Origin of the sequence: Chryseobacterium phocaeense (genome assembly GCF_900169075.1) — a bacterium.
In the GTDB taxonomy this organism is placed as follows: domain Bacteria; phylum Bacteroidota; class Bacteroidia; order Flavobacteriales; family Weeksellaceae; genus Chryseobacterium; species Chryseobacterium phocaeense.
This window is the reverse complement of record NZ_LT827015.1, coordinates 2251541-2271130: the sequence shown is the minus strand read 5'-3', so window position 1 is coordinate 2271130 and position 19590 is coordinate 2251541. Positions and strand designations below refer to the sequence as shown.

General features: G+C 36.6%; 15 protein-coding genes and 1 tRNA gene. 5 read left to right on the top strand and 11 right to left on the bottom strand.

From position 1 onward, the window contains the following. Positions 1–13: 13 nt before the first annotated feature. Both B7E04_RS17080 and B7E04_RS17075 read right to left on the bottom strand, forming a co-directional pair. Positions 14–949 carry an alpha/beta hydrolase gene (locus B7E04_RS17080; RefSeq protein ID WP_080779694.1) on the bottom strand — a complete coding sequence of 312 codons (936 nt, stop codon included), beginning with the start codon at positions 947–949 and terminating at the stop codon, positions 14–16. Positions 950–1107: 158 nt separating this feature from the next. Next, entirely contained in the window at positions 1108–2232 is a 1125-nt protein-coding gene (locus B7E04_RS17075) for a helix-turn-helix domain-containing protein (RefSeq protein WP_080779693.1), read from the bottom strand. A gap of 490 nt (positions 2233–2722) precedes the next feature. Between B7E04_RS17075 and B7E04_RS17070 the strand changes: the two genes are divergently transcribed. Continuing rightward, the gene (locus tag B7E04_RS17070) at positions 2723–4513 is read left to right on the top strand and encodes a lytic polysaccharide monooxygenase (RefSeq protein ID WP_080779692.1); all 1791 of its coding nucleotides are present in this window, start codon (positions 2723–2725) and stop codon (positions 4511–4513) included. A gap of 257 nt (positions 4514–4770) precedes the next feature. Here the strand turns inward: B7E04_RS17070 and B7E04_RS17065 are convergent, their stop codons facing one another. The 3 genes from B7E04_RS17065 to B7E04_RS22220 form a co-directional block, all read right to left on the bottom strand. After that, positions 4771–5238, bottom strand: a complete 468-nt coding sequence (locus B7E04_RS17065; protein ID WP_080779691.1) for a PA2169 family four-helix-bundle protein — start codon at positions 5236–5238, stop codon at positions 4771–4773. A gap of 177 nt (positions 5239–5415) precedes the next feature. After that, positions 5416–5823, bottom strand: a complete 408-nt coding sequence (locus B7E04_RS17060) for a hypothetical protein (protein WP_139785425.1) — start codon at positions 5821–5823, stop codon at positions 5416–5418. 88 nt (positions 5824–5911) lie between these two features. Then, positions 5912–6088, bottom strand: coding sequence for a hypothetical protein (locus B7E04_RS22220; RefSeq protein WP_165439463.1), 177 nt, complete (start codon positions 6086–6088; stop codon positions 5912–5914). Positions 6089–6366: 278 nt separating this feature from the next. Between B7E04_RS22220 and B7E04_RS17055 the strand changes: the two genes are divergently transcribed. Further along, the gene (locus B7E04_RS17055; protein WP_080779689.1) at positions 6367–7362 is read left to right on the top strand and encodes an SDR family NAD(P)-dependent oxidoreductase; all 996 of its coding nucleotides are present in this window, start codon (positions 6367–6369) and stop codon (positions 7360–7362) included. A gap of 652 nt (positions 7363–8014) precedes the next feature. Here B7E04_RS17055 and B7E04_RS17050 read toward each other — a convergent pair. From B7E04_RS17050 to B7E04_RS17040, 3 genes are all read right to left on the bottom strand, one after another. Then, entirely contained in the window at positions 8015–9136 is a 1122-nt protein-coding gene (locus B7E04_RS17050; RefSeq protein ID WP_080779688.1) for a DUF4236 domain-containing protein, read from the bottom strand. Between the two features lie 78 nt (positions 9137–9214). Next, positions 9215–11782 carry an AAA domain-containing protein gene (locus tag B7E04_RS17045; protein ID WP_080779687.1) on the bottom strand — a complete coding sequence of 856 codons (2568 nt, stop codon included), beginning with the start codon at positions 11780–11782 and terminating at the stop codon, positions 9215–9217. A 724-nt stretch (positions 11783–12506) separates the two neighbouring features. Then, a tRNA-Arg gene (locus tag B7E04_RS17040) sits at positions 12507–12580 on the bottom strand. 47 nt (positions 12581–12627) lie between these two features. Here B7E04_RS17040 and B7E04_RS17035 point away from each other — a divergent pair. The 3 genes from B7E04_RS17035 to B7E04_RS17025 are packed head-to-tail and all read left to right on the top strand — an operon-like array spanning position 12628 to position 16375. Beyond that, on the top strand, positions 12628–13674 hold the full coding sequence (locus tag B7E04_RS17035; protein ID WP_080779686.1) for an ABC transporter substrate-binding protein: 1047 nt from the start codon (positions 12628–12630) through the stop codon (positions 13672–13674). A 45-nt stretch (positions 13675–13719) separates the two neighbouring features. Then, positions 13720–14364 carry a monofunctional biosynthetic peptidoglycan transglycosylase gene (gene mtgA, locus B7E04_RS17030; RefSeq protein WP_080779685.1) on the top strand — a complete coding sequence of 215 codons (645 nt, stop codon included), beginning with the start codon at positions 13720–13722 and terminating at the stop codon, positions 14362–14364. A gap of 13 nt (positions 14365–14377) precedes the next feature. Next, positions 14378–16375 (top strand): recombinase, encoded by a 1998-nt coding sequence (locus tag B7E04_RS17025; protein WP_080779684.1) that lies wholly within the window; start codon positions 14378–14380, stop codon positions 16373–16375. Positions 16376–16398: 23 nt separating this feature from the next. Here the strand turns inward: B7E04_RS17025 and B7E04_RS17020 are convergent, their stop codons facing one another. The 3 genes from B7E04_RS17020 to recF form a co-directional block, all read right to left on the bottom strand. Then, positions 16399–16695, bottom strand: coding sequence for a DciA family protein (locus B7E04_RS17020; RefSeq protein ID WP_080779683.1), 297 nt, complete (start codon positions 16693–16695; stop codon positions 16399–16401). 122 nt (positions 16696–16817) lie between these two features. Then, positions 16818–18299: a carboxylesterase/lipase family protein gene (locus tag B7E04_RS17015; RefSeq protein WP_080779682.1), complete on the bottom strand. Its 1482-nt coding sequence runs from the start codon at positions 18297–18299 to the stop codon at positions 16818–16820. Positions 18300–18486: 187 nt separating this feature from the next. Then, on the bottom strand, positions 18487–19590 hold the full coding sequence (gene recF, locus B7E04_RS17010; protein WP_080779681.1) for a DNA replication/repair protein RecF: 1104 nt from the start codon (positions 19588–19590) through the stop codon (positions 18487–18489).

Below are 19590 nucleotides of genomic sequence, written 5' to 3'. Positions count from 1 at the left end.
TAAAGGGAATATATCAATCTGCCGTTTCAATGATTGTTTTTTGAAATTTTTCAGATTCATCCTTATGGATTTGATGTCCCGAGTTTTCAAATAAGAATAAATCTTTTTTTGGCGCTTTCAACTGCTTATAGTATCCTTGTGTAATGGAAGTTAATGTTTGAATATCATTTTGACCAACAAAGAAATAAACCGGACAATTGACTTTCTTTAAAGTTTTTGGTAAATCAATTTTCATCACTTCATTCCAGGCAGGTGACCAGGTTTTTGACCACTGGATAAAGCCTTTTTTGAAATCATCAGAGAGTACGTATTCTTTACCATCTTTGTAAAAAAGCCACTTTCTTAAGTAAAACATAGATTCGTCATTGATAAAGGGAAAACGTACTTTTGACAATTCTTCCAGGGCTACAGGATGGTCTTTAAAATGAATTTTTAATGTTTTAAGCAATTCTTTCTCACTTGCCAGCTGACTGATTACCGGATTAACAGCATAATAAGCATATAATAATTCGGGATGATTTCTAACCATATAAAAACCTAAAGCATTTCCCCAGGAGCTTCCTAACAAATAAAGCTTTTTCTGATTGAGTTTTTTGAGAAGGAAATTAATAACTTCATATGTATCTTTTCCCATAAGTTCTACTGACGGCTGGATGGGCGAAGGATTTAATTCCAATGTTTTTCCGGCATCTCTCTGATCCCATTGAACAATCGTAAACTTATTTCTTAAAATATGGGTGAAAGAATCCGCATTTTTCATCATTGAACTTCCGGGACCGCCTGATAAAAATAGTAGGATGGGTCTGTTAACATCATCGGTTTTAATTTCTATCGCCTGTTTTATTCTGCCAATTTCTACTGTTAAAAGAGTGTCCATTTTTACTGCACTTAATTGTGCAAAACAAAATATTGATAATAGAGTGAAGATAAAAAGACTTACTTTTTTCATTATTTCCAAGTTTTAATTTGACTTTAAATTTGTTGGTACAAATATGCTCCGGAAAGTTTTGAATGAAGTACATCAAAAAAAAGTCGGACTCATTTTAATCAATAAATGAGTCCGATTATTTGCAATATAAAGTTTGAGTATTTACAACCGTTTAATTATCAGCTGTTTCTGAATTCTGTGGGCGTTTGGTTTGTATATTTTTTAAAATAGGTATGAAATGAAGATTTTGAATTGAAACCTACTTCATATAAGATTTCTAAAACTGTTACTTCTTTTTTTGTGGGATCTTTTAGAATAGTCATTGATTTTTTAACACGATATTCATTTACGAAATCAAAAAAGTGCTGATTGATGTGATGGTTAATTAATACCGACAAATCGCGAACAGGAATTTTCACCTGATCCGCCAATTGCTGAATCGTTAGCGATGGGTCCAGGAAAGGTTCTTTTTCAACCATATAATTTCTAAGCTGTTCGATTTGAAAGCTTTTTATTTCGTCCGTTTTAATTTGGGTTTCCAACGTTTCTGCAAAATCTTCTGCCGGTTGCAGGGTAGAATCAATTCTGCGGAAAAGCTCAGGATAATTTAAAGCCTTTAGTATAAACCAACAGGAAGTTAATAAAAACACCGTTCCGGCAACAATATTGAGCCAGATAAAGAGATCTCTGTCCTGACTGTATCTTACAATATTTTTTAAAATAATACATAAATGGATAAATAAGAAAATCTTTGTAAGCTGAGACAGCCATTTGTATGATAAAGTATTTGGATTCGTGTAATTTTCAAGATAAATTTTCTTATATTTTTTGAGGACCGAAAATACCATAACAATATAAAAGAAATACTGCAGTTCTGCGATTAACTGATAAAAAAACATTTCAGGAGAGTGCCACATATCTTTAAAAAAATCTTCTTTAGCAGCACCCTCCGAAAGATAAAGCCTTGGAACCAAAATTAAATTGACAGCAATGAACGGAATAAGATGCAGTAAATGTTTTCTTTGTAAGGTGAAATCAGAATAGCAGACAGCATTAACGTACAGATAGAAAAGAGGCATTACCAATAAGTAAGCAGAAATTTTGAAAGCTTTCAAATTATAACTATCCACAAAAAGGTGCATAAAAAGCCCACTGATATCAATGGCGTTAATGATAAGGAACGCTGCAAATAATCTGTTTTCTAATTTTCTTTCTGTTTTTACTGTTAACAGAAATACGGCAAGCAACATTGACGTAAAAGCGGCAATCGCTGCAATAACCTCCAGAAAACTAAATTTGTCCATTTTATCTTTTTGTAAAAATAGGATTTAAGTAGTAAAAAAATGATTGTTAATCATCATTTTTCAAATATTATATTTTGAGTATTCTCAATTTAAAATGAATTCAAAACTGTATTTTATGAGTACCAACAGTTGTTTTATAAAACCTTTTTCTAAGCATTAAATCTGATTTAATTCAAAACATGTTGATATTATTTTTATTTTTTTTATATCTTTAACATATGTATGAAATTGCATTGAAATATATTAATTAGCCTGTATAATTTATATTAATATTTTTTAATAATTAATTATGATTCAAAAATTATCAATGAAAGTTTCTCCGAAAGATTTAATAAATGTACATAATAATAAGTTACATTTTACTGAATGGTCTATTTGTACAATTTTATGCTGGATATATACCAGCAGAATACATTTTAATAATGCAATTTAGCTGCAATAAATCTTCGAAATAGTCTTCTTTTAAATTAACACACCTTAAATTATTATTATGATTAAAAACAAACTATTATTTCTGTTTATGACCATTGGAATTCTGATCATTTCAACTTCCAACATTTTGGCTCATGGCTACGTGATGAGCCCGGCATCAAGAAATTACCAGGGCAGCCTGGACAAAGGCATCCTCGGATATTCCGCAGCTTATGCAAAGTATGGCACGGTTATCAATGAGCCGCAATCCCTTGAATACCTGAAAGGTTTTCCGCTAGCAGGCCCGGCTGACGGAAAAATAGCATCAGCAAACGGTATTCTGGGAGATACCGTATTAGACTTGCAGACTTCTGAACGTTGGAAAAAAACCAACATCTCAACTGGGATAAATTCATTTACCTGGAAATATACGGCCTATCACGCTACAGCAAAATGGCATTATTATATAACCAAGCAGGGATGGAATCCCAACCAGCCGCTTAAACGGGCTGATCTTGAGCTTATCGGGACCATTAATGGCAACGGTTTACCTCCTACGGATAATACACCACATCAAATCACAGTTCCCCAAAACCGCCAGGGATATCATATTATTTTAGCCGTTTGGGATATTGAAGACACAGTGAACGCTTTCTATAACGTTATTGATGTAAATGTAGGTTCGTCAGTAAACCCTTCAGCCCCGGCTACTCCTACGGGTTTATCTGCCCATAATATTACAAGTACTACTGCACAAATTACGTGGACGGCTCAACCGGATGCAGCATCCTATATTGTTTTCAGAAATAATCAGCAGGTTCAGGAAGTGAACGGGGCGTCTTTCCAGGATCAGAGCCTTACTCCCAATACTGCATATTCTTATAAAGTACAGGCAAAATCAGCCTCTGGGCTTACTTCTGCACAAAGTACGGCATTAAACATACAGACATCTCCGGCCAACACTGTAGAAAAGCCAACTGCTCCAACCAATCTTCACTCTATGGGAGTTACTACCCATTCAGTTTCATTAATGTGGGCACCTTCCACCCATTCGCAGGGCATCCAGCGTTATGAGATCTTCCGGCAGGGCGTAAAAGTAGCGCAAACCACGACGACGCAGCATAATGTGACGGGATTGTCTGCCGACACCCAGTATAAGTTCACTGTGAAAGCAGTTTCCCAGAACAATATAAGTTCTGATGCGAGTAATGAACTTACTGTAAAAACCAATCAAAATACAGGAACAGGGCAGATATATTGCGGTTCTGAGGTTTATAATGCCGCCAATGCTTATCCTACAGCCAATACCAGGGTTTTTTATCAGTGCAAAATCTGGAAAAATAAATGGTATGCGAATCCCAATGAACTTCCGGGGACTAATCTCGTTTGGGAAGAAGTCAGCGTGTGTACTGAAGGTCCCGACTGCCAGAACAATCAGCCGGTAACCTACTGTGGAGCCCAGGAATACAACCCTGCCAAAGCGTATACGATTGCCAATACCAAGGTTTTCTATGCATGCAAAATATGGGAGAATCAATGGTATGCGAATCCGGGAGAGATGCCTGGACAAAATATGGTATGGAAACTTGTAAGCAACTGTAATGAGGGAATAAACTGTGTGGGTGCAAAATCTGCTGCTCAGGATAAATTATCAATCCTTGTATCAGACAATATATTAAATCTGGAACCTGTAAGCTCTTATGAAAAAATTAAGGAAGTTAAAATTTTCGATACCCGCGGGACATTGATTTTATCTTTTTCAAAGCCGGCAAAAAACAGCATGTCCATCAGCAGTCTTCCATCCGGAATATATTTTACCGGAATCGTTTACTCAGATGGAACTTATATTACGAAAACATTCAAAAAATAAAGTTTGGATTATAAAATGTTATTAAATCTTTTTTACAGTACTGATCTGGCTGACACTTCCGATCAACTAAAAAATGATTAATCATTATTGTTCATAACAAACAAAATGCTCCATATTTATATCCTTTAGGAAAGGCTGTCTCAAAAATGAGACGGCCTTTTTTGCAGACAAAATCCACGACTTTATCAGCCAATTCAGGAAATTTTGAACTGCTTTATAAAATATATTGTTTATAATTTGTTATAGAGAAATATATATTAGTCCTCTTTGCTTTTATAATATTCGATATTATTGAATTGATGGTAAGAGATTCGCAGCTGCCTCAGCTGTTCGGCAATTATCTTAGAGCTTTCATTACAAAGGTCACCGCTTTTCAAAGCATTATCATATGCTTCAATGGCATGTTTTTCACCGAAAACTACATTTTCCAGGGTTTCTTTATCATTATTACTTTTCGGAATAGAATTCTTAATGTCAATCCATGTCCGGTGTAGATTGCCGGCAAATGATGAGGCTTCTTCATCAGGATTTCCACCTCGTTCAGTAATGAGGTTGATGATTTCATTTTTCATTATCTTAGACTGAGAGATCATTTTATCATATTCCCCTTTCAGATCAGAATAGCTTTCCCAAACTTTTCCTTCCACACTTTCAAAACCTTTAATTCTGTCATTGGTTATATGCAGCAGTTCAGTGAGTGCTGCAATTGTTTTAGTATTTTCCATATTAGTTATTTTAAAAGATTTAATAATAATACTTCGTTGGTGTTTTATTATTTGATGTATGAGGGATTGTTTTTTTGTGATAGTTACAAACTTGAAAATGAAGAAATTCTCAGTTTATTAGCCAGCAGCTCACTCATTTTTTTTCAGTTACTCCTGCAGGCAGAGGTTAAGTTAACCTCACTTAATCTTGTCATAGATAAATTTGGTAACCATAGCACCAAAAATATAATATCCTACGGTCATGAGCTTCTTTTTATTGTTTTCAGCAACCGGCTGATCATTTAAACCCATCTTTTGCGGAAGAACGATAGCTCCGATTCCTGCTACAATTCCACTGGTGAAGTTATGATTTGTTGCAGTTGTTCCATAGTAAATAGCATTGCTGACAATGTCACCTGCTAAAGTTGCTGCATATAATTTATCAGGATCAGAGATTTCAAGTGCTGTAGAATCGGTCACCTTCTTTAAGGCTTCTTCTCCCACTTCATTAATATGTGGAACATTATCAAAATTCTTTCTGACGATTTCGTGGAGTAGGTTGAGTGCGATGGCTCCGCCTAAACCTGCTAACATTTTCTTAAGCATATTATGTATTTTAAAAGTTAATTTTTATTATTTTGACCATTTTTGCCAGGTTGCAAAATCATATTAGCAATAAATAATCTGAAACATCTCAATTCATGTGTGCAACCTCAATGAATGGAGTATTCGCATCACAAATTAAGGGAGGAGAGAAATGGTAATTATTTCTGTCAGCCAGGGTGATGCTCAATTCATTCAATTTGGCAATGGCTTTGATGAAATTAATCCCGGCAAAACTTCCTACTATGACGACAATATGTTTTTTCATAAAAGGATATTTTTGTGATTGGTGTAATAAAATGTATCCAATAATAAGACCAATCACAATAAAAAGTGGATTTGTGGTACTTTTTATAAATAGTTAGATATACGAACATCAATAATCAGAATTTAGAATTTAAAACCGATTGATTCTAAATATTCGCCTTTGGTAAAATCATTATTATTCTTAGATGTAAGAAATTAGATGGATGTATAAAGTATTTTAAAAATTGCACATCTGGCACAATAGATGTTCTATTTGTTACTGAATTAAAAAAAGTAAACATGAAAAAAGAAGAACAATTTCAACAGACTCTATTACGAAAAACAGTCGTAATAACGGGCTCTAGCAGTGGAGTAGGAAGAGCTGCTGCGGAGGCTTTTGCTTTGGAAGGATGCAATATAGTTATCGTAGCAAGAGGACAGAAAGGTATAGATGAGGTGGTTGAGCTATGCAAAGGACTGGGGGTAGAGGTGTTGGGGATTTCTGCCGATACATCAGTTGCTGCAGATATAGAACGGGTAGCGGAAGAGACACTGTCAAGATTTGGCAGAATTGATATCTGGGTAAATAACGCAGGGGTAATGGCGAGTGGAAAATTTGAAGAGATTCCAATGGAGATTCACGAACAGGTTATTAAAACCAATCTGTTTGGATATATGCACGGCGCTTACAATGCCATTAAAATTTTCAAAAAACAGAATGAAGGGATATTGATAAATAATGTTTCTATAGGGGGCTATATGCCGGCACCTTACAGTTCTGTGTATTCAGCTACTAAGTACGGGATCAAAGGGATGATGGATGGTCTTCAGGGGGAGATTTCAAACTACCGAAATATTCATATCTGTAATTTGTACCCTCAGCTTCAAAAATCTACCGGAAATCTTCATTCTGCAAAATATTCGGGGTTTAAAATGGGTATACCTCCCATTGCTTCAGATCCACGGGATACCGCTGCAAAAATGGTTGAATTAGCCAGGGAACCGAGAAAAGATCTATTTCCTGATTTCAGATCTTATGCAATTACATCGATTTATAGGCTTTTTCCCAAATTAGTAATCAATACAGCATCAGCTGGTGTACGTTTAATGATGAAAATTAAAAACGGTCCTGAAGTAGCGGGGAATATACTTGAGCCTTCTCAAGACCCACTCAAAATATATGGTACCCCTCCATTAAATACTTCTAAAAATATTAAAGTAGCTGTAGTAATTGGAATTTTGACCGGTTTTGCAGTAATGGGATTAAAAAAAGGTCTCGTAAATAAGAGCAATTAAGAGTAGTGACTAATGATTACAGGTATTCTCTTATAGAATTTTCTTGGTAGTCCTGTTTCATATTCCTGGGGATAACGTTTTCGCCAGGTCATACTAATATCTCATGCAAATTACATTGAGCTTCCAATGGTTTTTCCCTATCTATAGAATATCCTGATGAAAGGTATTTTACCCATTTTATGAATGGCAGCAGCAAGGAAATGGAACTCGATTTTCTAATGTATCTAATTAGAAATAAAAGCCGCCCTGGAAAATGTTGCTCAATTTACTTTTATAAAAAAAAAGCGCTGCTTGTTTTCAAGTAGCGCTTTTTGATCGTTGGTGATCTTGACGAGCGTATCTTCAAACACTTTTAACGATGATTTGATTCGTTTGAGCCAAATTAAGAAAAAATCGCTAAGCTCACTTATGCCGGGTAATTTTCATATACTTTAAATTACGTACAAAATAATTTTAAGTATTAAAAAAGATGGAAATTGTTATGAATAGTCTTTAGTTAGCTTCAATAGTTTTCTACCCATCGCTGAGGTTTTACAAAAATGTAGTAGAATATTTAAAAAGAATCTTCGTAATTAAAATTAGATTATCTGTCTGAAATACTCTATTACACTTAAAGATTGTTTACTAAACGTATTACTTTCTGACATCGATTTTAAGCTAATTCCTTGCACAAACTTTTGTACTCTTGAAATGAATTTGCAAATTCTTGGGCGAATTCAAAATTACTTATTTGATATTCCTCATTAACACCATTGCTGGAAGAAAACCTTAGCCTTGCATATTGAACGACAGGTATCTGATAATTGCTCTTGAATCTTTTGTCAGGAGTTCCGTTTTTATTGACTTTCGCCCATGTTTTTCTAATAACTTTTGAATCACGAGGAACACAGCTGGTTTCGGTAAAATTTACAGAAGAAAATGTAACATTAAGTTCATCAAATCCAATAATTGCAAAGTTGTGATCACTTTTATACATCAGTATAAATGTTGGATAAAAATATAAATCCGCTCCGTTTACATTTTGAAAATATATGGCTTCATAGTTTGATGTGATGATGGGAAGGGATTTAAAACCAATTCTTGCATCTTTTCTGTTGACCAACGTGCTTGCGCTAGACCGGGCAGCTACACGATCCTGAAAATGCGCTCCCGTAATATCCCATATTTTATGTGCTGTGGTTAGATTTTTAAAAGAATGTTGTAACTGTTCATACTTTCTCTTAGAGGGATCATCGAACTGTATGTCGATATTAACAGCTGAGTTATCAATTACAATCTTGGTTTCTTGTAGAGCTTTTTTTTGTGCATTAATATCCTCATTTATCTGTTGCACAATATTTTTGTTTACCAACCCATATATAAAGATATAACTTGCAACTTTCTTGATCTTGGTAAAGGTTAACGCTTTTTTTATTTTCGTCAGATCCGTCTTCAATTCCACTTTTTGTTGTTGAGCTGTTAAGATAGATTCTTTGATACCTGCCATATTTTGAGATGTGATCTGATGAACATCCGCACTAAAAATGTTATCTGACAACTCAGTGTAAAAAGATTGTGGTTCAGGATAAGATTGCGAGGGAGTAGTTGGTGATGAAGAACCCGAAAGCCTATATGAATTTGAAAAACCTGAAAAATTGGTATTAAGTCTCGTGCCTGATGAGCTCAAATTTATACTCATACCTTTAACCCCAATACTCGTTGAAATTCCTCTTTTGCTGAAATTCAAATGTACACCAGGAATTATTTTGATTCTTTTTCTGTATGACCAAGCCATGATATAGTTTTTAAGATGATTGTAATCACAAATCTAAACTACTACAGGAAGAAAAATTTACGGAAAACCGTAATCTTATCAAGAATTATTCTTTGTTATTTCATTCAGGTTGCTAATCAATTTCTCTTTTTCACCACTTCCTGTAGTGGAAAACCGTACCAATTGAATATTATATTTTTCTAAAATCTCATTCTTCATACGATCTCTTCCGGCTTGCTTGCTTTCCGTTTTATGATACTCATAACCATCAACTTCAATAGCCAATACAGGATTTTTCCCCAGCTTATTATAGATCAGAAAATCAAGATGTGTGGCATGATGTCTAGCATATTTTTCTTCTTCAGGATTTAATCTGGAAAAATCTAATAGTAAATTTCTTAATGGATGATGTAGAATAACGCCATACTTAGAAAATTGATCTAGAGAAAGTATTTCTTTGATAAGTCTATACATTAGATTCTCGCTGTCGAAAACAGATTTCTTTTTTTGATCCGATAAAAGCGCTCTTCTTTTTTCTTCATATCCTTTGTACAGGTAATCGAAAATAGAATGGACTTCACTGTGTATGACCTTGAAATTATTGTAATCTATATAACGGATCAGATCTGAGATGTTCGTGTCATTATCACTTTCATTTCCGTTTACCAATAGAATAAGCTGGTCTTTGGCTCTAGAAATGGCTACATTCAGTCGGTTCGGATTGTCTGTGAATTCAGAGATTTCATTATCTACCGTAGAGAGAATGATTACATCATTTTCTCTTCCCTGAAATTTATCTACCGTATCGGCTTTGATATCTGTTCCCTGAAATGTTCTTTGCAGTGCTAAGGTCTGATTACGGTATGGCGTTACAATTCCCAGATTCACACCCTCTAGCTTTTGCTGTGGAATGATTTCATGAATAATCACATCAATCTGCCGCTGATTCTCTCTTTGTCTTGCATGGTTGCCTTCAGTTGTTTTATAGACTAATAAAGGTTCTCTTTCCGTATGTCCTTCCGAAAGAATAATCAACTGATCATTATAAAACTTAAGGTTACAAAAATCAATGATTTTAGGATGACAGCGATAATGTTCTTTTAAGAGTGTTTTAGGCACATTCGGAAATACTTCTGTGACAGACGAAAGCAGGCTATGATTAGAATAGCGATAAGCTTCCGGAATATCATAGTTCTTAAAGATCTGATCTGTCTTTTCTGCTGTGGCAGAATCCACTACATTGGGAAGCTGTTTTAAATCTCCCACAATGACCGCCTGTTTTGCGCAGGATAATGCGAGTACACCTGTTGCAAGATCCACCTGTGAAGATTCGTCAACAATTACATAATCGTAGACTACATTTTCATCAAGACTTCTCCTTAATGAGTAGGTTGTACTCATAATGACAGGATAATCTTTAATAAATTCTTCTGATTTAAAACGGAGATCCCATTCGGTATATTCTGAACGTTCTTGTCCTTTATATTTTTGGTAGAGTTTGTTTTTAAACAACTGCATCGATCCTTCTGTATATTCTTTCATTTTATCATGGAAGCAAAAATGCTGTAAGGTATTTTTCAACTCTTGCTTTCTGAGAGTAAGCTCTAAAATTTTTACCTCATAGTATTTTGATTGAACAATTCTGATCATTTCTTCATACGATAAGGTATAAAAAATCTTATCTCTCACCCCATACAAAAAAGGAAATATCAGTTTGTGCCACCAGTAAAATCTCTTACCGGTTTTCTCATATTCTTCCAACGTAACCCATAAAGAAAGCAGCTGATCTGAACTAACATTCTTTTTAAAACGGATTTCGGTGGCTAAAGCGACATCATCAGTGAAATGCCGATGCTCTGTTTTGATCTTATCTATTTCCAGTTTAAGCAAAGCCAATTTATTTTTTAATTCTAACTTTTCAGCAAGTTCCGCAAAAAGAAGGGGAAGAGATTCAATAAGAGATTGTTCGTGTTCTTCTTCTAATCTAAAATCTGATAAATCCGGGATTTCAGTCTGAGCATCGATAAATTCTTTTTTATTCTGGCTGCTTCCCAACAATGCCGCTATAAAAGAAACCCCGTTGCTTTCCAGCTTTTCAAAAACATTTTTTGTCGCTGAATTATTGCTTGAAACAACAGCCACACTTTGATTATTCATTACTGCATTGGCAATAATATTAAGAATAGTCTGGGTCTTTCCTGTTCCCGGAGGACCTTCTATAGCACTTAGCGGATTTGAAAATGCATTGTCAACTCCTGTTTTCTGGCTTAGATTAAAACCAAAAGGAAAGATTTCAATAGGAGAGGTGTGGGAATGTTTACTGGGTTCTTTTCCATTAAGGAAATTGTATAAAATAGAAGTCTCAGGAATAAAACGGATACTCCCATAGCTATTGGCAAGAATATTATTGCCTTCCTCAGTCTTCAAGCCAACGCTTGCTGCAATTGCCTTTATGTAAGAAAAAATATTTCCTGCTTTCTCACTCTGAATAGCAGATCTCACCATTTTAATTCTATGTTGAGGATAAGTATAGGCTTTCCCACTACTTTTATATACCACGACACACTTATTCCCCTCAAAAGAATAAGATTCTATCTCATCAGTTTTGTCTTTACTATCAATATAAATAGCTTGTGATTTAAGATTTTCTGTTCTTGCTTTGTGCATGGGTATTAATTGATTACAAATATAAGAAAGTATAATTATCAGATTTTTTCGAAGTAATCCTCATTCGTTGTAATTGACATATATCTTTATAAAAATTTTGCCCGATTATAAACATATCCATTGTAATCTATGCTTTTTAAAATAAGTTTACTGATCAGAGTAAAAAGTTTTGCTGAAACGTAAGCAAAGATTAGCTTTACTTTCATCTTTATCTAGAAAACTTAAAGTGATACCAAGCTGCTCAAAGGTTTTATAAGTTTGTCATTATTTGTTAAATGTTCCTTATTGATCGGTTTATTAATTTCGTTAAGTCTTCTTTTTAATTTTAATGTATTACCATTACTTAATCCGGTTATGATATTAACGAAGAACAATTGGAGGAAATAATGGAAGTTTTATATAAATTGACCTTCAAAGAATTTTTTACATCTGATTGATTATTTGTATTTTATTGACATATCAGAATGATGAATTTCTATAGTGACAACTTTTTTTCAGTGTTACCTACTAAAATTTTTTTAATAAAATCATCAACACGATGAATATAGCAGATTTATACATCCGAGTTTCCACCGATGAACAGGCGGAAAAAGGTTATTCTCAAAGAGATCAGGACGAAAGATTACGTAGATATTGTTGCTCAGTGTATCTGCCAGTATAACAACGGATTTAGGAAATAAAAAAAACCGACATCGAAGAGTGAAATCTTCAAATATCGGTCTTGTGACCTCGACAGGATTCAAACCTGTAACCTTCTGAGCCGTAATCAGATGCGCTATTCAGTTGCGCCACGAGGCCATTCTTAAAGGTTTGCAAATATAGTACTTTTTTCCGTTCTTTGAAAGATGAAACAGAGAATTTTACTTTTATTTACGGTTATAGCGCTAATCTCCTGTAAAAGAGAACAAAAAATTTCGTCCTCAGACTGGACCCAAATCTCAAATCGGACCCAATTCAAGGAGCATGACGGTCTTTTGGAACTGAAATCGGGGAATTTCACGTACAATTTTAAGCAAAATCAGACGCCTTTTAAGAAAATTATTCTGCTCAATGCCAGCATGGCGGGGTATATTGCTGAGTTGGGTGCTGAAAATCTCATCATCGGGGTTTCCAGTCCGGAGTATATTTATTCGGAAAAAATTCAGAAGCTTTTGAAAGAAGGAAAGATTCAGAATGTGGGAAGTGAGCAGAAATATGATGTGGAAAAAATCATTTCCATGAAACCGGATGCTATTTTTACCAATTATATCGCAAGTTTTGATAATGCCTACCAGCTGCTGAAAAACAATGGAATCCAGGTGGTTTTTCTGGATGAGTATATGGAACAGCTTCCGCTTGAGAAAACGGCCTATATCAAGCTTTTCGGAGAATTTCTCGGGAAAGAGAAAGAAGCTGATGCACGATATAAGGAAATTGAAAAAAATTATAATGACCTGAAGCAGCTTGCCTCAACGGCCAAAGAAAAGCCTGTTGTATTAGTCAATGAAATGTATGGAGATGTATGGTATCTGCCCGGTGGAAAAACATCCGTAGCCAATTTTATTTCGGATGCCAACGCTTCTTACATCATGAAAGAAAATAAAGAAGAAAAATCCCTCACCATGAGTTTTGAAGAAGTGTATGCCAAATCCGGAGGCGTACAGTATTGGGTAAATGCAGGAAATCATACCTCCAGAAAAGAAATGCTGGGCGTTAATCCGTTCTACGGAAAGCTGGAGGTATTCAATAAAGGAAAAATTTATACTATCGCAGGTAAAGCAAAGCAGAGTGCCAATGATTTCTTTGAGAGTGGTGTGGTACGCGCTGACCTTGTCCTGAAAGATTATATTAAGATATTCCATCCCGGGCTTCTTCCGGAATATCAGCTGACCTATATGAAAGAGCTTCAATAACTCGACCGAATTGTTTATTTTTGCAGTTCCTTTTTAGAAAAAATTATGTGGAAAAAAGTTAAACAGGCTATCTTCATTATTCTTGTTCTGAATGTAGTCTTCATTATCTGGGGCCGTTTTTTTAATCCGCCTGTTACCATTACGCAGATCGGCGGCCTTTTCGAGTATGGGAAACTGCACCGGGATTATATTTCCTATGATGATATGGGAAATAATGTAAAGAAGGCGGTTATCGCTTCTGAAGATCAGAAATTTTTTAACCACAACGGTTTTGATTACACCGCTATTGAAAAAGCGATGAAAAATAATGAGAAAGGGAAGAAAATCCGTGGCGGAAGTACCATTTCCCAGCAGACCGCCAAGAATGTATTCCTCTGGCAGGGAAGAAGCTGGTTCCGGAAAGGACTTGAAGCCGTCTATACTTTTATTATTGAAAAGGTATGGACCAAGGATATTATTTTGGAAAGATACCTGAACTCTATTGAGATGGGACAGGGGGTATTTGGAGTAGAAGCCGCGGCCCAGTATTATTTTGGAAAATCTTCCAAAGATCTGAGTGCTTCAGATGCAGCCTGGATCGCTGCCGTACTGCCTAATCCGAAGAAATATGATCCTAAAAATCCATCTTCTTATTTAAAAAAGAAGCATAATTGGATCATGAGACAGATGAGGAATGTGAGTTTGAAATAGTATCTTTGTACTAATGAAATTTTTTAATTCCAGCACAAATTTTGAAACCGTTCTTAGAAAATACTTCTCTTTTAAGAATGAAACCCTTTCTCTGGAACCCTTTGCAGAGTTTTTAGAGAGTATAAAAAGGGCCAATTTCACGGATGTTCTCATTTTTTTCAGAACAAACCCGGATTTTGCTGATCATTTTAAATACTATATCCACAAAATTTTTAAGGGAAGATCCTTCAACCTTTCCCTTACCGAAGCCAATATTCTTTCAGAGAACGCCTTCTTTCCGGAGCTGAAAAAGAGGATTCTGAATAAAGTGCTGCCCCCTGTAGAAAATGAAAAAACGGTGTGGTACATGGTGGATAATGTGTGTTTCAGGCCTAAAAAAGACTTGGAATATTTTCATAACCTGCCGGAGAATGAGCTGGATGAATTTTTCCATATTCTGGGAATCTCAGATTTTATCCAGAAAGAGGAAGTAAAAAGCGAACTGATATTCTCAATGAATATTCTTTCCTGGCGCGTTACAGGTATGGCTCTGGAAGTAGATGTGGTAAGGATGGCCCCGGAATACAGAAATTTTGATAACCCTTTTCTGGCACTGCAAAATGAGCTGGAAGCTTTAGCGGCAGAGTTCAAAGAAAATCCAAAAATCCGCTTAAGCTCTAAGGGCAGTCAGTTCAAGCAAATTAAGATTTACGTTGAGCAATGTCTTGATTTTGTGAATATTGCTTTTAAAAACTCATCAGAATATGGTATTTCAGGGAAAATTAACCAGTCGCTTCTGAAAATCCGCCAACAGACGCAAAGAATCTATGAAATTGTACAGTTGCTTGTCATTGACAACGAAGAGGATGTTGTAGTGAAGTCCAAACAGCTGGTATTTAATATTTTAGGCTATAAATCCCATAAAAATAACATCTCGGAGCTCATTAATGACAGTACGAGAATGATTTCCCACCTCATTACCAATCACACCGCAGAAGCAGGAAGTCATTATATTACATCGTCCCGGAAAGAATATCTGAAAATGCTCTGGAGGGCCAGTGCCGGTGGAATTATTATCGGAATCTGCAGTATCCTTAAAATTCTGTATAGCGGACTGTCTACCAGTGAGTTTGGGCATGCGGCCATCTATGCCCTGAATTATGCCATGTGTTTTGTTGTGATTTATTTAATGGGTTATACCATTGCCACAAAACAACCGGCGATGACGGCGGCCACGATGGCGAAGGTGCTTTCCGATGAGAAAAATACCAAAAAAAACTATATTGATTTTGCACATTTTGTTTCAAAGCTTTTCCGGAGCCAATTTATTGCATTTGTAGGAAACGTATTTATTACTTTTTCCTCCGCTTTAATTGTTATTTATGCCCTGGATGTTCTTTTAAATTATAATTACGGAACTGAAAAAGCAGAAAAACTTTTTCGTGATATTGATATGTTTGATTCCAAAGCACTGCTCCATGCCAGTATTGCGGGTGTTTTCCTTTTTATTTCGGGAATTATCGCTGGAAATACAGGGAACAGTTCTGTGTTTTATCAGATTCCGAAAAGGATTGCAAAGAACCCGTTCCTTAACCATTTTTTAGGAGAACATACCGCAAAAAAATTCTCCTCTTATTATGCGAGAAACTGGGCAGGAATTGTTTCCAATTTCTGGTTTGGAGTATTTTTAGGCGTAACAGGTCCTATCGGGAAGTTTTTAGGCATCGACATCGATATCCGCCACATTACATTCTCTACGGGAAATTTTGCCGCAGCTTTATATGGCAGAGGCTTTAATGTAGATTACTACACGTTCTGGGTTTCATTTGTCACTGTAGGATTAATCGGGTTTTTCAATTTTGCTGTAAGCTTCGGGCTTTCAATGCTACTGGCGTTCCGTTCCAGGAAAGTAAACTTCGGTGAAGTAAAAGAAATCTACAGGGAAATTTTCCGGTATTTTATGAGAAGTCCGTTAAGCTTTTTCCTCCCACTTCGGTCCCGCAGGTTGGTGACGGAATCTGAACAGGTGTAAAAAAATGTATTTCCGGGTTCAGGTTAAATAATCCGGATATCATTAAATTGATCCTCTCCAAACTTATCCTGAAACTTTTTAAGATAAAAACCCTTCCTCATCTGAAAGTCATGTTTCAGCAACGGAGAATCAATTTTGATAATGATGCAACCGTTTTCAATATTCACACTTCTGATCTCACTGAAAAGGCTTTCGTCCAGATAATCTTCAAGAAAATCCTTAATCTCAAAAGCTACCAGCTTATCTTCAAAACCATGGATCCTTGCAAAAGATTTAACAAGTTCCGAGGACTGAAATTCACGTTTTTTATTCTTCTTCATAAGGTAGATTTTCGGGAGGAGGGTTTCAGGCTGCCTGCTCTTTATTCAGATGAGGGCAACCTGTCACTCCTGTATATGTTTTAAAATATTATAATTATCATCAACCCATATCGGGTTTATTATTATCTGATCCCGTCCCATACGGAACGCTCATCGGCTCTGTCATCAACAGTAATTTGCGATGCTACATCAAAACGCATGGATACACGGTTATTGATATCATAAGTATCCCAGCCGGGATTGCCGTTGGTAGCAAAGTTAACCCATGCCTTATGAACATTGGTTGCCAGTTCTTGCGGAGGTTGGTTACCCAGCATGTTGGCGAAACCGGGATCATTTATATTGTCAAATACAAAACCAAGCTCAATACCATGGCAGGCACCTAATGAGTGGTCACATGCGGGAGAACCCCATGCAAATTCGTATACATGTGTATTGCTGTGTTTTTCCGCCACCCTTATTGCCGGGATACGGTAAAACCAATCTGTAATAATAGCGCTTAACACATCACCTGGAGACTCATCCGGACGATTTGCCCGGTAAGTTTGAATAGCCTCAGCAGACAGCCCATAAGCAGAAGCTAAAGTATTCAAAGCGGAATCTGTAATTTTAGGAAGGACACCTTCCGGAACAAGAAATAATCTGAATTCCTGGCTATTGGTACCTATAAGAATATCTACATCCTTACCAGCACCATTGGCAATGCATTCTATTGGAGTTGCCGTTAATAACTGACCATCAACTACCGGTTCAAAGGGCATTAGGTTGAATGCAGCTTCACCCCATAATTCTACTAAAGGCTTTGCCAGAATTTCAGATCCCAATTGTCCCTGTGCGGCAAAAATTTTTTCATTGCTTACCTCTCCTATTGCCTCGCGTGTTGGTTCCACACCAAGGATTTCTGCAAGCCTGGTACCGATAAGCTTTGCGGAGGAAGGACTGATGACTGAGTGGCCGGCTCCGGATTCAGCAATTGCCCTCCGGAATAACCCATGTGCTTCTTTCATAGCAATTAATGTACAAACGCTCATTCCGCCCGCAGACTCACCAAAAATGGTCACATTGTCGGGATCGCCTCCAAAGTTGGCAATATTATCCCGGACCCACTTCAGCGCAGCAATCTGGTCCAGCATACCCAGATTGGGTACCCCATCACCAAACCATAAAAAGCCTTCAATACCAATTCTGTAGTTTATAGTCACTGCAACAATACCGTCCCGTGCAAAATTACTGCCGTCGTAACCTGAAACAGCACCGGATCCAAGAGAAAAAGCACCCCCATAAATAAAAACCATAACAGGCTTTTTTCCGGTGGTATCTGAAGTCCAGAGATTAAGGTTCAGATAATCGTCCCCGGGAATGACCACATTGGGCAGTAATTCGGCAAATGGCCCTTCGTTGGGGGTCACCTGGGGTGGAGTAGGTCCATATTCCGTTGCATCCTTTACGCCGGTCCAGGGTACGGGAGGCTTAGGGGGTTGAAAACGGTTGATGCCTACCGGTGGAGCGGCATACGGAATACCTTTGAATGTAAGGATACCTTGTTCTGTCTTAATACCATTAACGTCTCCATATTGAGTCGAAACTGTGTGTAATATTTTCATAATATGTGTAAAAAAATTGCACTATAAGTTAGTACTATTTTGGGGGAACAGAAAAGAAAAAAGGTTGTTTCAGCGTAAATTATTACAAATTGTAAGCGTACCAGAGCTTTTCAGGAGCCGGCTGTCCTTAATAGATTTATCCATACTCTTGAACAGACACCCGAACTCAAAACTCATCATTCAAAACTTATAACTCAAAAATAATACTCTCTTCATTAATCTTCTTAACCACATTCTCTGTGCGTTCCCGGTGCGTATCCGTAATAAAAATCTGTCCGAAATTTTCCTGGTTCACCAGCTCGATCAACTGGGATACACGGGTGTCATCCAGCTTATCGAAAATATCGTCCAGCAGTAGGATAGGCGTCTTTTGGGTCAGTTCTTTTACCAGGCTCATCTGCGCCAGTTTCAGGGAGATCAGGAAGGATTTTTGCTGGCCCTGGGAACCGATTTTTTTGATCAGGACATGATCCATCTCAAAAAGAAGATCGTCCTTGTGAATTCCCTTTGACGTATAGGTGAGCATGCGGTCTCTTTCGATGCTTTCTGCTAAAAGCTGCTGAAATGCCCTGTCAGGCTGAGCGGAGTCGAAGCCTGCAATTAAATCAGACTGGTAATGAACCGCAACCATTTCTTTTCCTCCGGAAATAATCTGGTAGAAATTCTGAACAATGGGCCCAAGTTTCTCCACAAAATTTCTTCTTTTCTCAAAAATGCCGGTTCCGAATTTTGTGATCGGATCATCATAGATCTCCAAAGAATCTTTGTCCCAGACCCTGTTTTTAGCAAAATATTTTAAAAGTGCATTTCGCTGCTGTATAGTTTTCTGATACTGGATCAGGTCAAAAAGATACCCGGAATCCGTCTGGGAGATCATGGAATCTAAGAACTTTCTCCTGCTTTCCCCGGAATCAGAGATCAGGTTGGAGTCATACGGAGAGATCATCACACTCGGCAGATATCCGATATGGTCTGCAAGCCTGTCGTAGCTTTTATCGTTCTTTTTAATGATCTTTTTAGCTTCTCTCGGCTGTGAAATTTTAATGATATCTTCGCTTTCCTCGTTCCGGATTTCAGCATCGATGGTGAAGAAATCTTCTTCCTGTTTAATATTGTTAACGTCAGTATTTCCTAAAAAGCTTTTTCCAACCGATAAATAATGCAGGGCATCCAGGATATTGGTCTTTCCCGCGCCGTTATTTCCCACAAAACAGTTGATCTGCGGAGAGAATTCGAACTTCTTTTCAGTATGGTTTTTGAAATTGTATAAGGAAAGCTTCTTGATAATCAT

Coding starts and splice junctions, on each gene's coding strand:
- B7E04_RS17020 (WP_080779683.1), bottom strand. CDS start 16,695: ATGAAGAAGAATAAAAAACGTGAATTTCAGTCCTCGGAACTTGTTAAA.
- B7E04_RS17025 (WP_080779684.1), top strand. CDS start 14,378: ATGAAATTTTTTAATTCCAGCACAAATTTTGAAACCGTTCTTAGAAAA.
- mtgA (WP_080779685.1), top strand. CDS start 13,720: ATGTGGAAAAAAGTTAAACAGGCTATCTTCATTATTCTTGTTCTGAAT.
- B7E04_RS17055 (WP_080779689.1), top strand. CDS start 6,367: ATGAAAAAAGAAGAACAATTTCAACAGACTCTATTACGAAAAACAGTC.
- B7E04_RS22220 (WP_165439463.1), bottom strand. CDS start 6,088: ATGAAAAAACATATTGTCGTCATAGTAGGAAGTTTTGCCGGGATTAAT.
- B7E04_RS17035 (WP_080779686.1), top strand. CDS start 12,628: ATGAAACAGAGAATTTTACTTTTATTTACGGTTATAGCGCTAATCTCC.
- B7E04_RS17050 (WP_080779688.1), bottom strand. CDS start 9,136: ATGGCTTGGTCATACAGAAAAAGAATCAAAATAATTCCTGGTGTACAT.
- B7E04_RS17080 (WP_080779694.1), bottom strand. CDS start 949: ATGAAAAAAGTAAGTCTTTTTATCTTCACTCTATTATCAATATTTTGT.
- B7E04_RS17060 (WP_139785425.1), bottom strand. CDS start 5,823: ATGCTTAAGAAAATGTTAGCAGGTTTAGGCGGAGCCATCGCACTCAAC.
- B7E04_RS17015 (WP_080779682.1), bottom strand. CDS start 18,299: ATGAAAATATTACACACAGTTTCGACTCAATATGGAGACGTTAATGGT.
- B7E04_RS17070 (WP_080779692.1), top strand. CDS start 2,723: ATGATTAAAAACAAACTATTATTTCTGTTTATGACCATTGGAATTCTG.
- B7E04_RS17045 (WP_080779687.1), bottom strand. CDS start 11,782: ATGCACAAAGCAAGAACAGAAAATCTTAAATCACAAGCTATTTATATT.
- B7E04_RS17075 (WP_080779693.1), bottom strand. CDS start 2,232: ATGGACAAATTTAGTTTTCTGGAGGTTATTGCAGCGATTGCCGCTTTT.
- recF (WP_080779681.1), bottom strand. CDS start 19,590: ATGATTATCAAGAAGCTTTCCTTATACAATTTCAAAAACCATACTGAA.
- B7E04_RS17065 (WP_080779691.1), bottom strand. CDS start 5,238: ATGGAAAATACTAAAACAATTGCAGCACTCACTGAACTGCTGCATATA.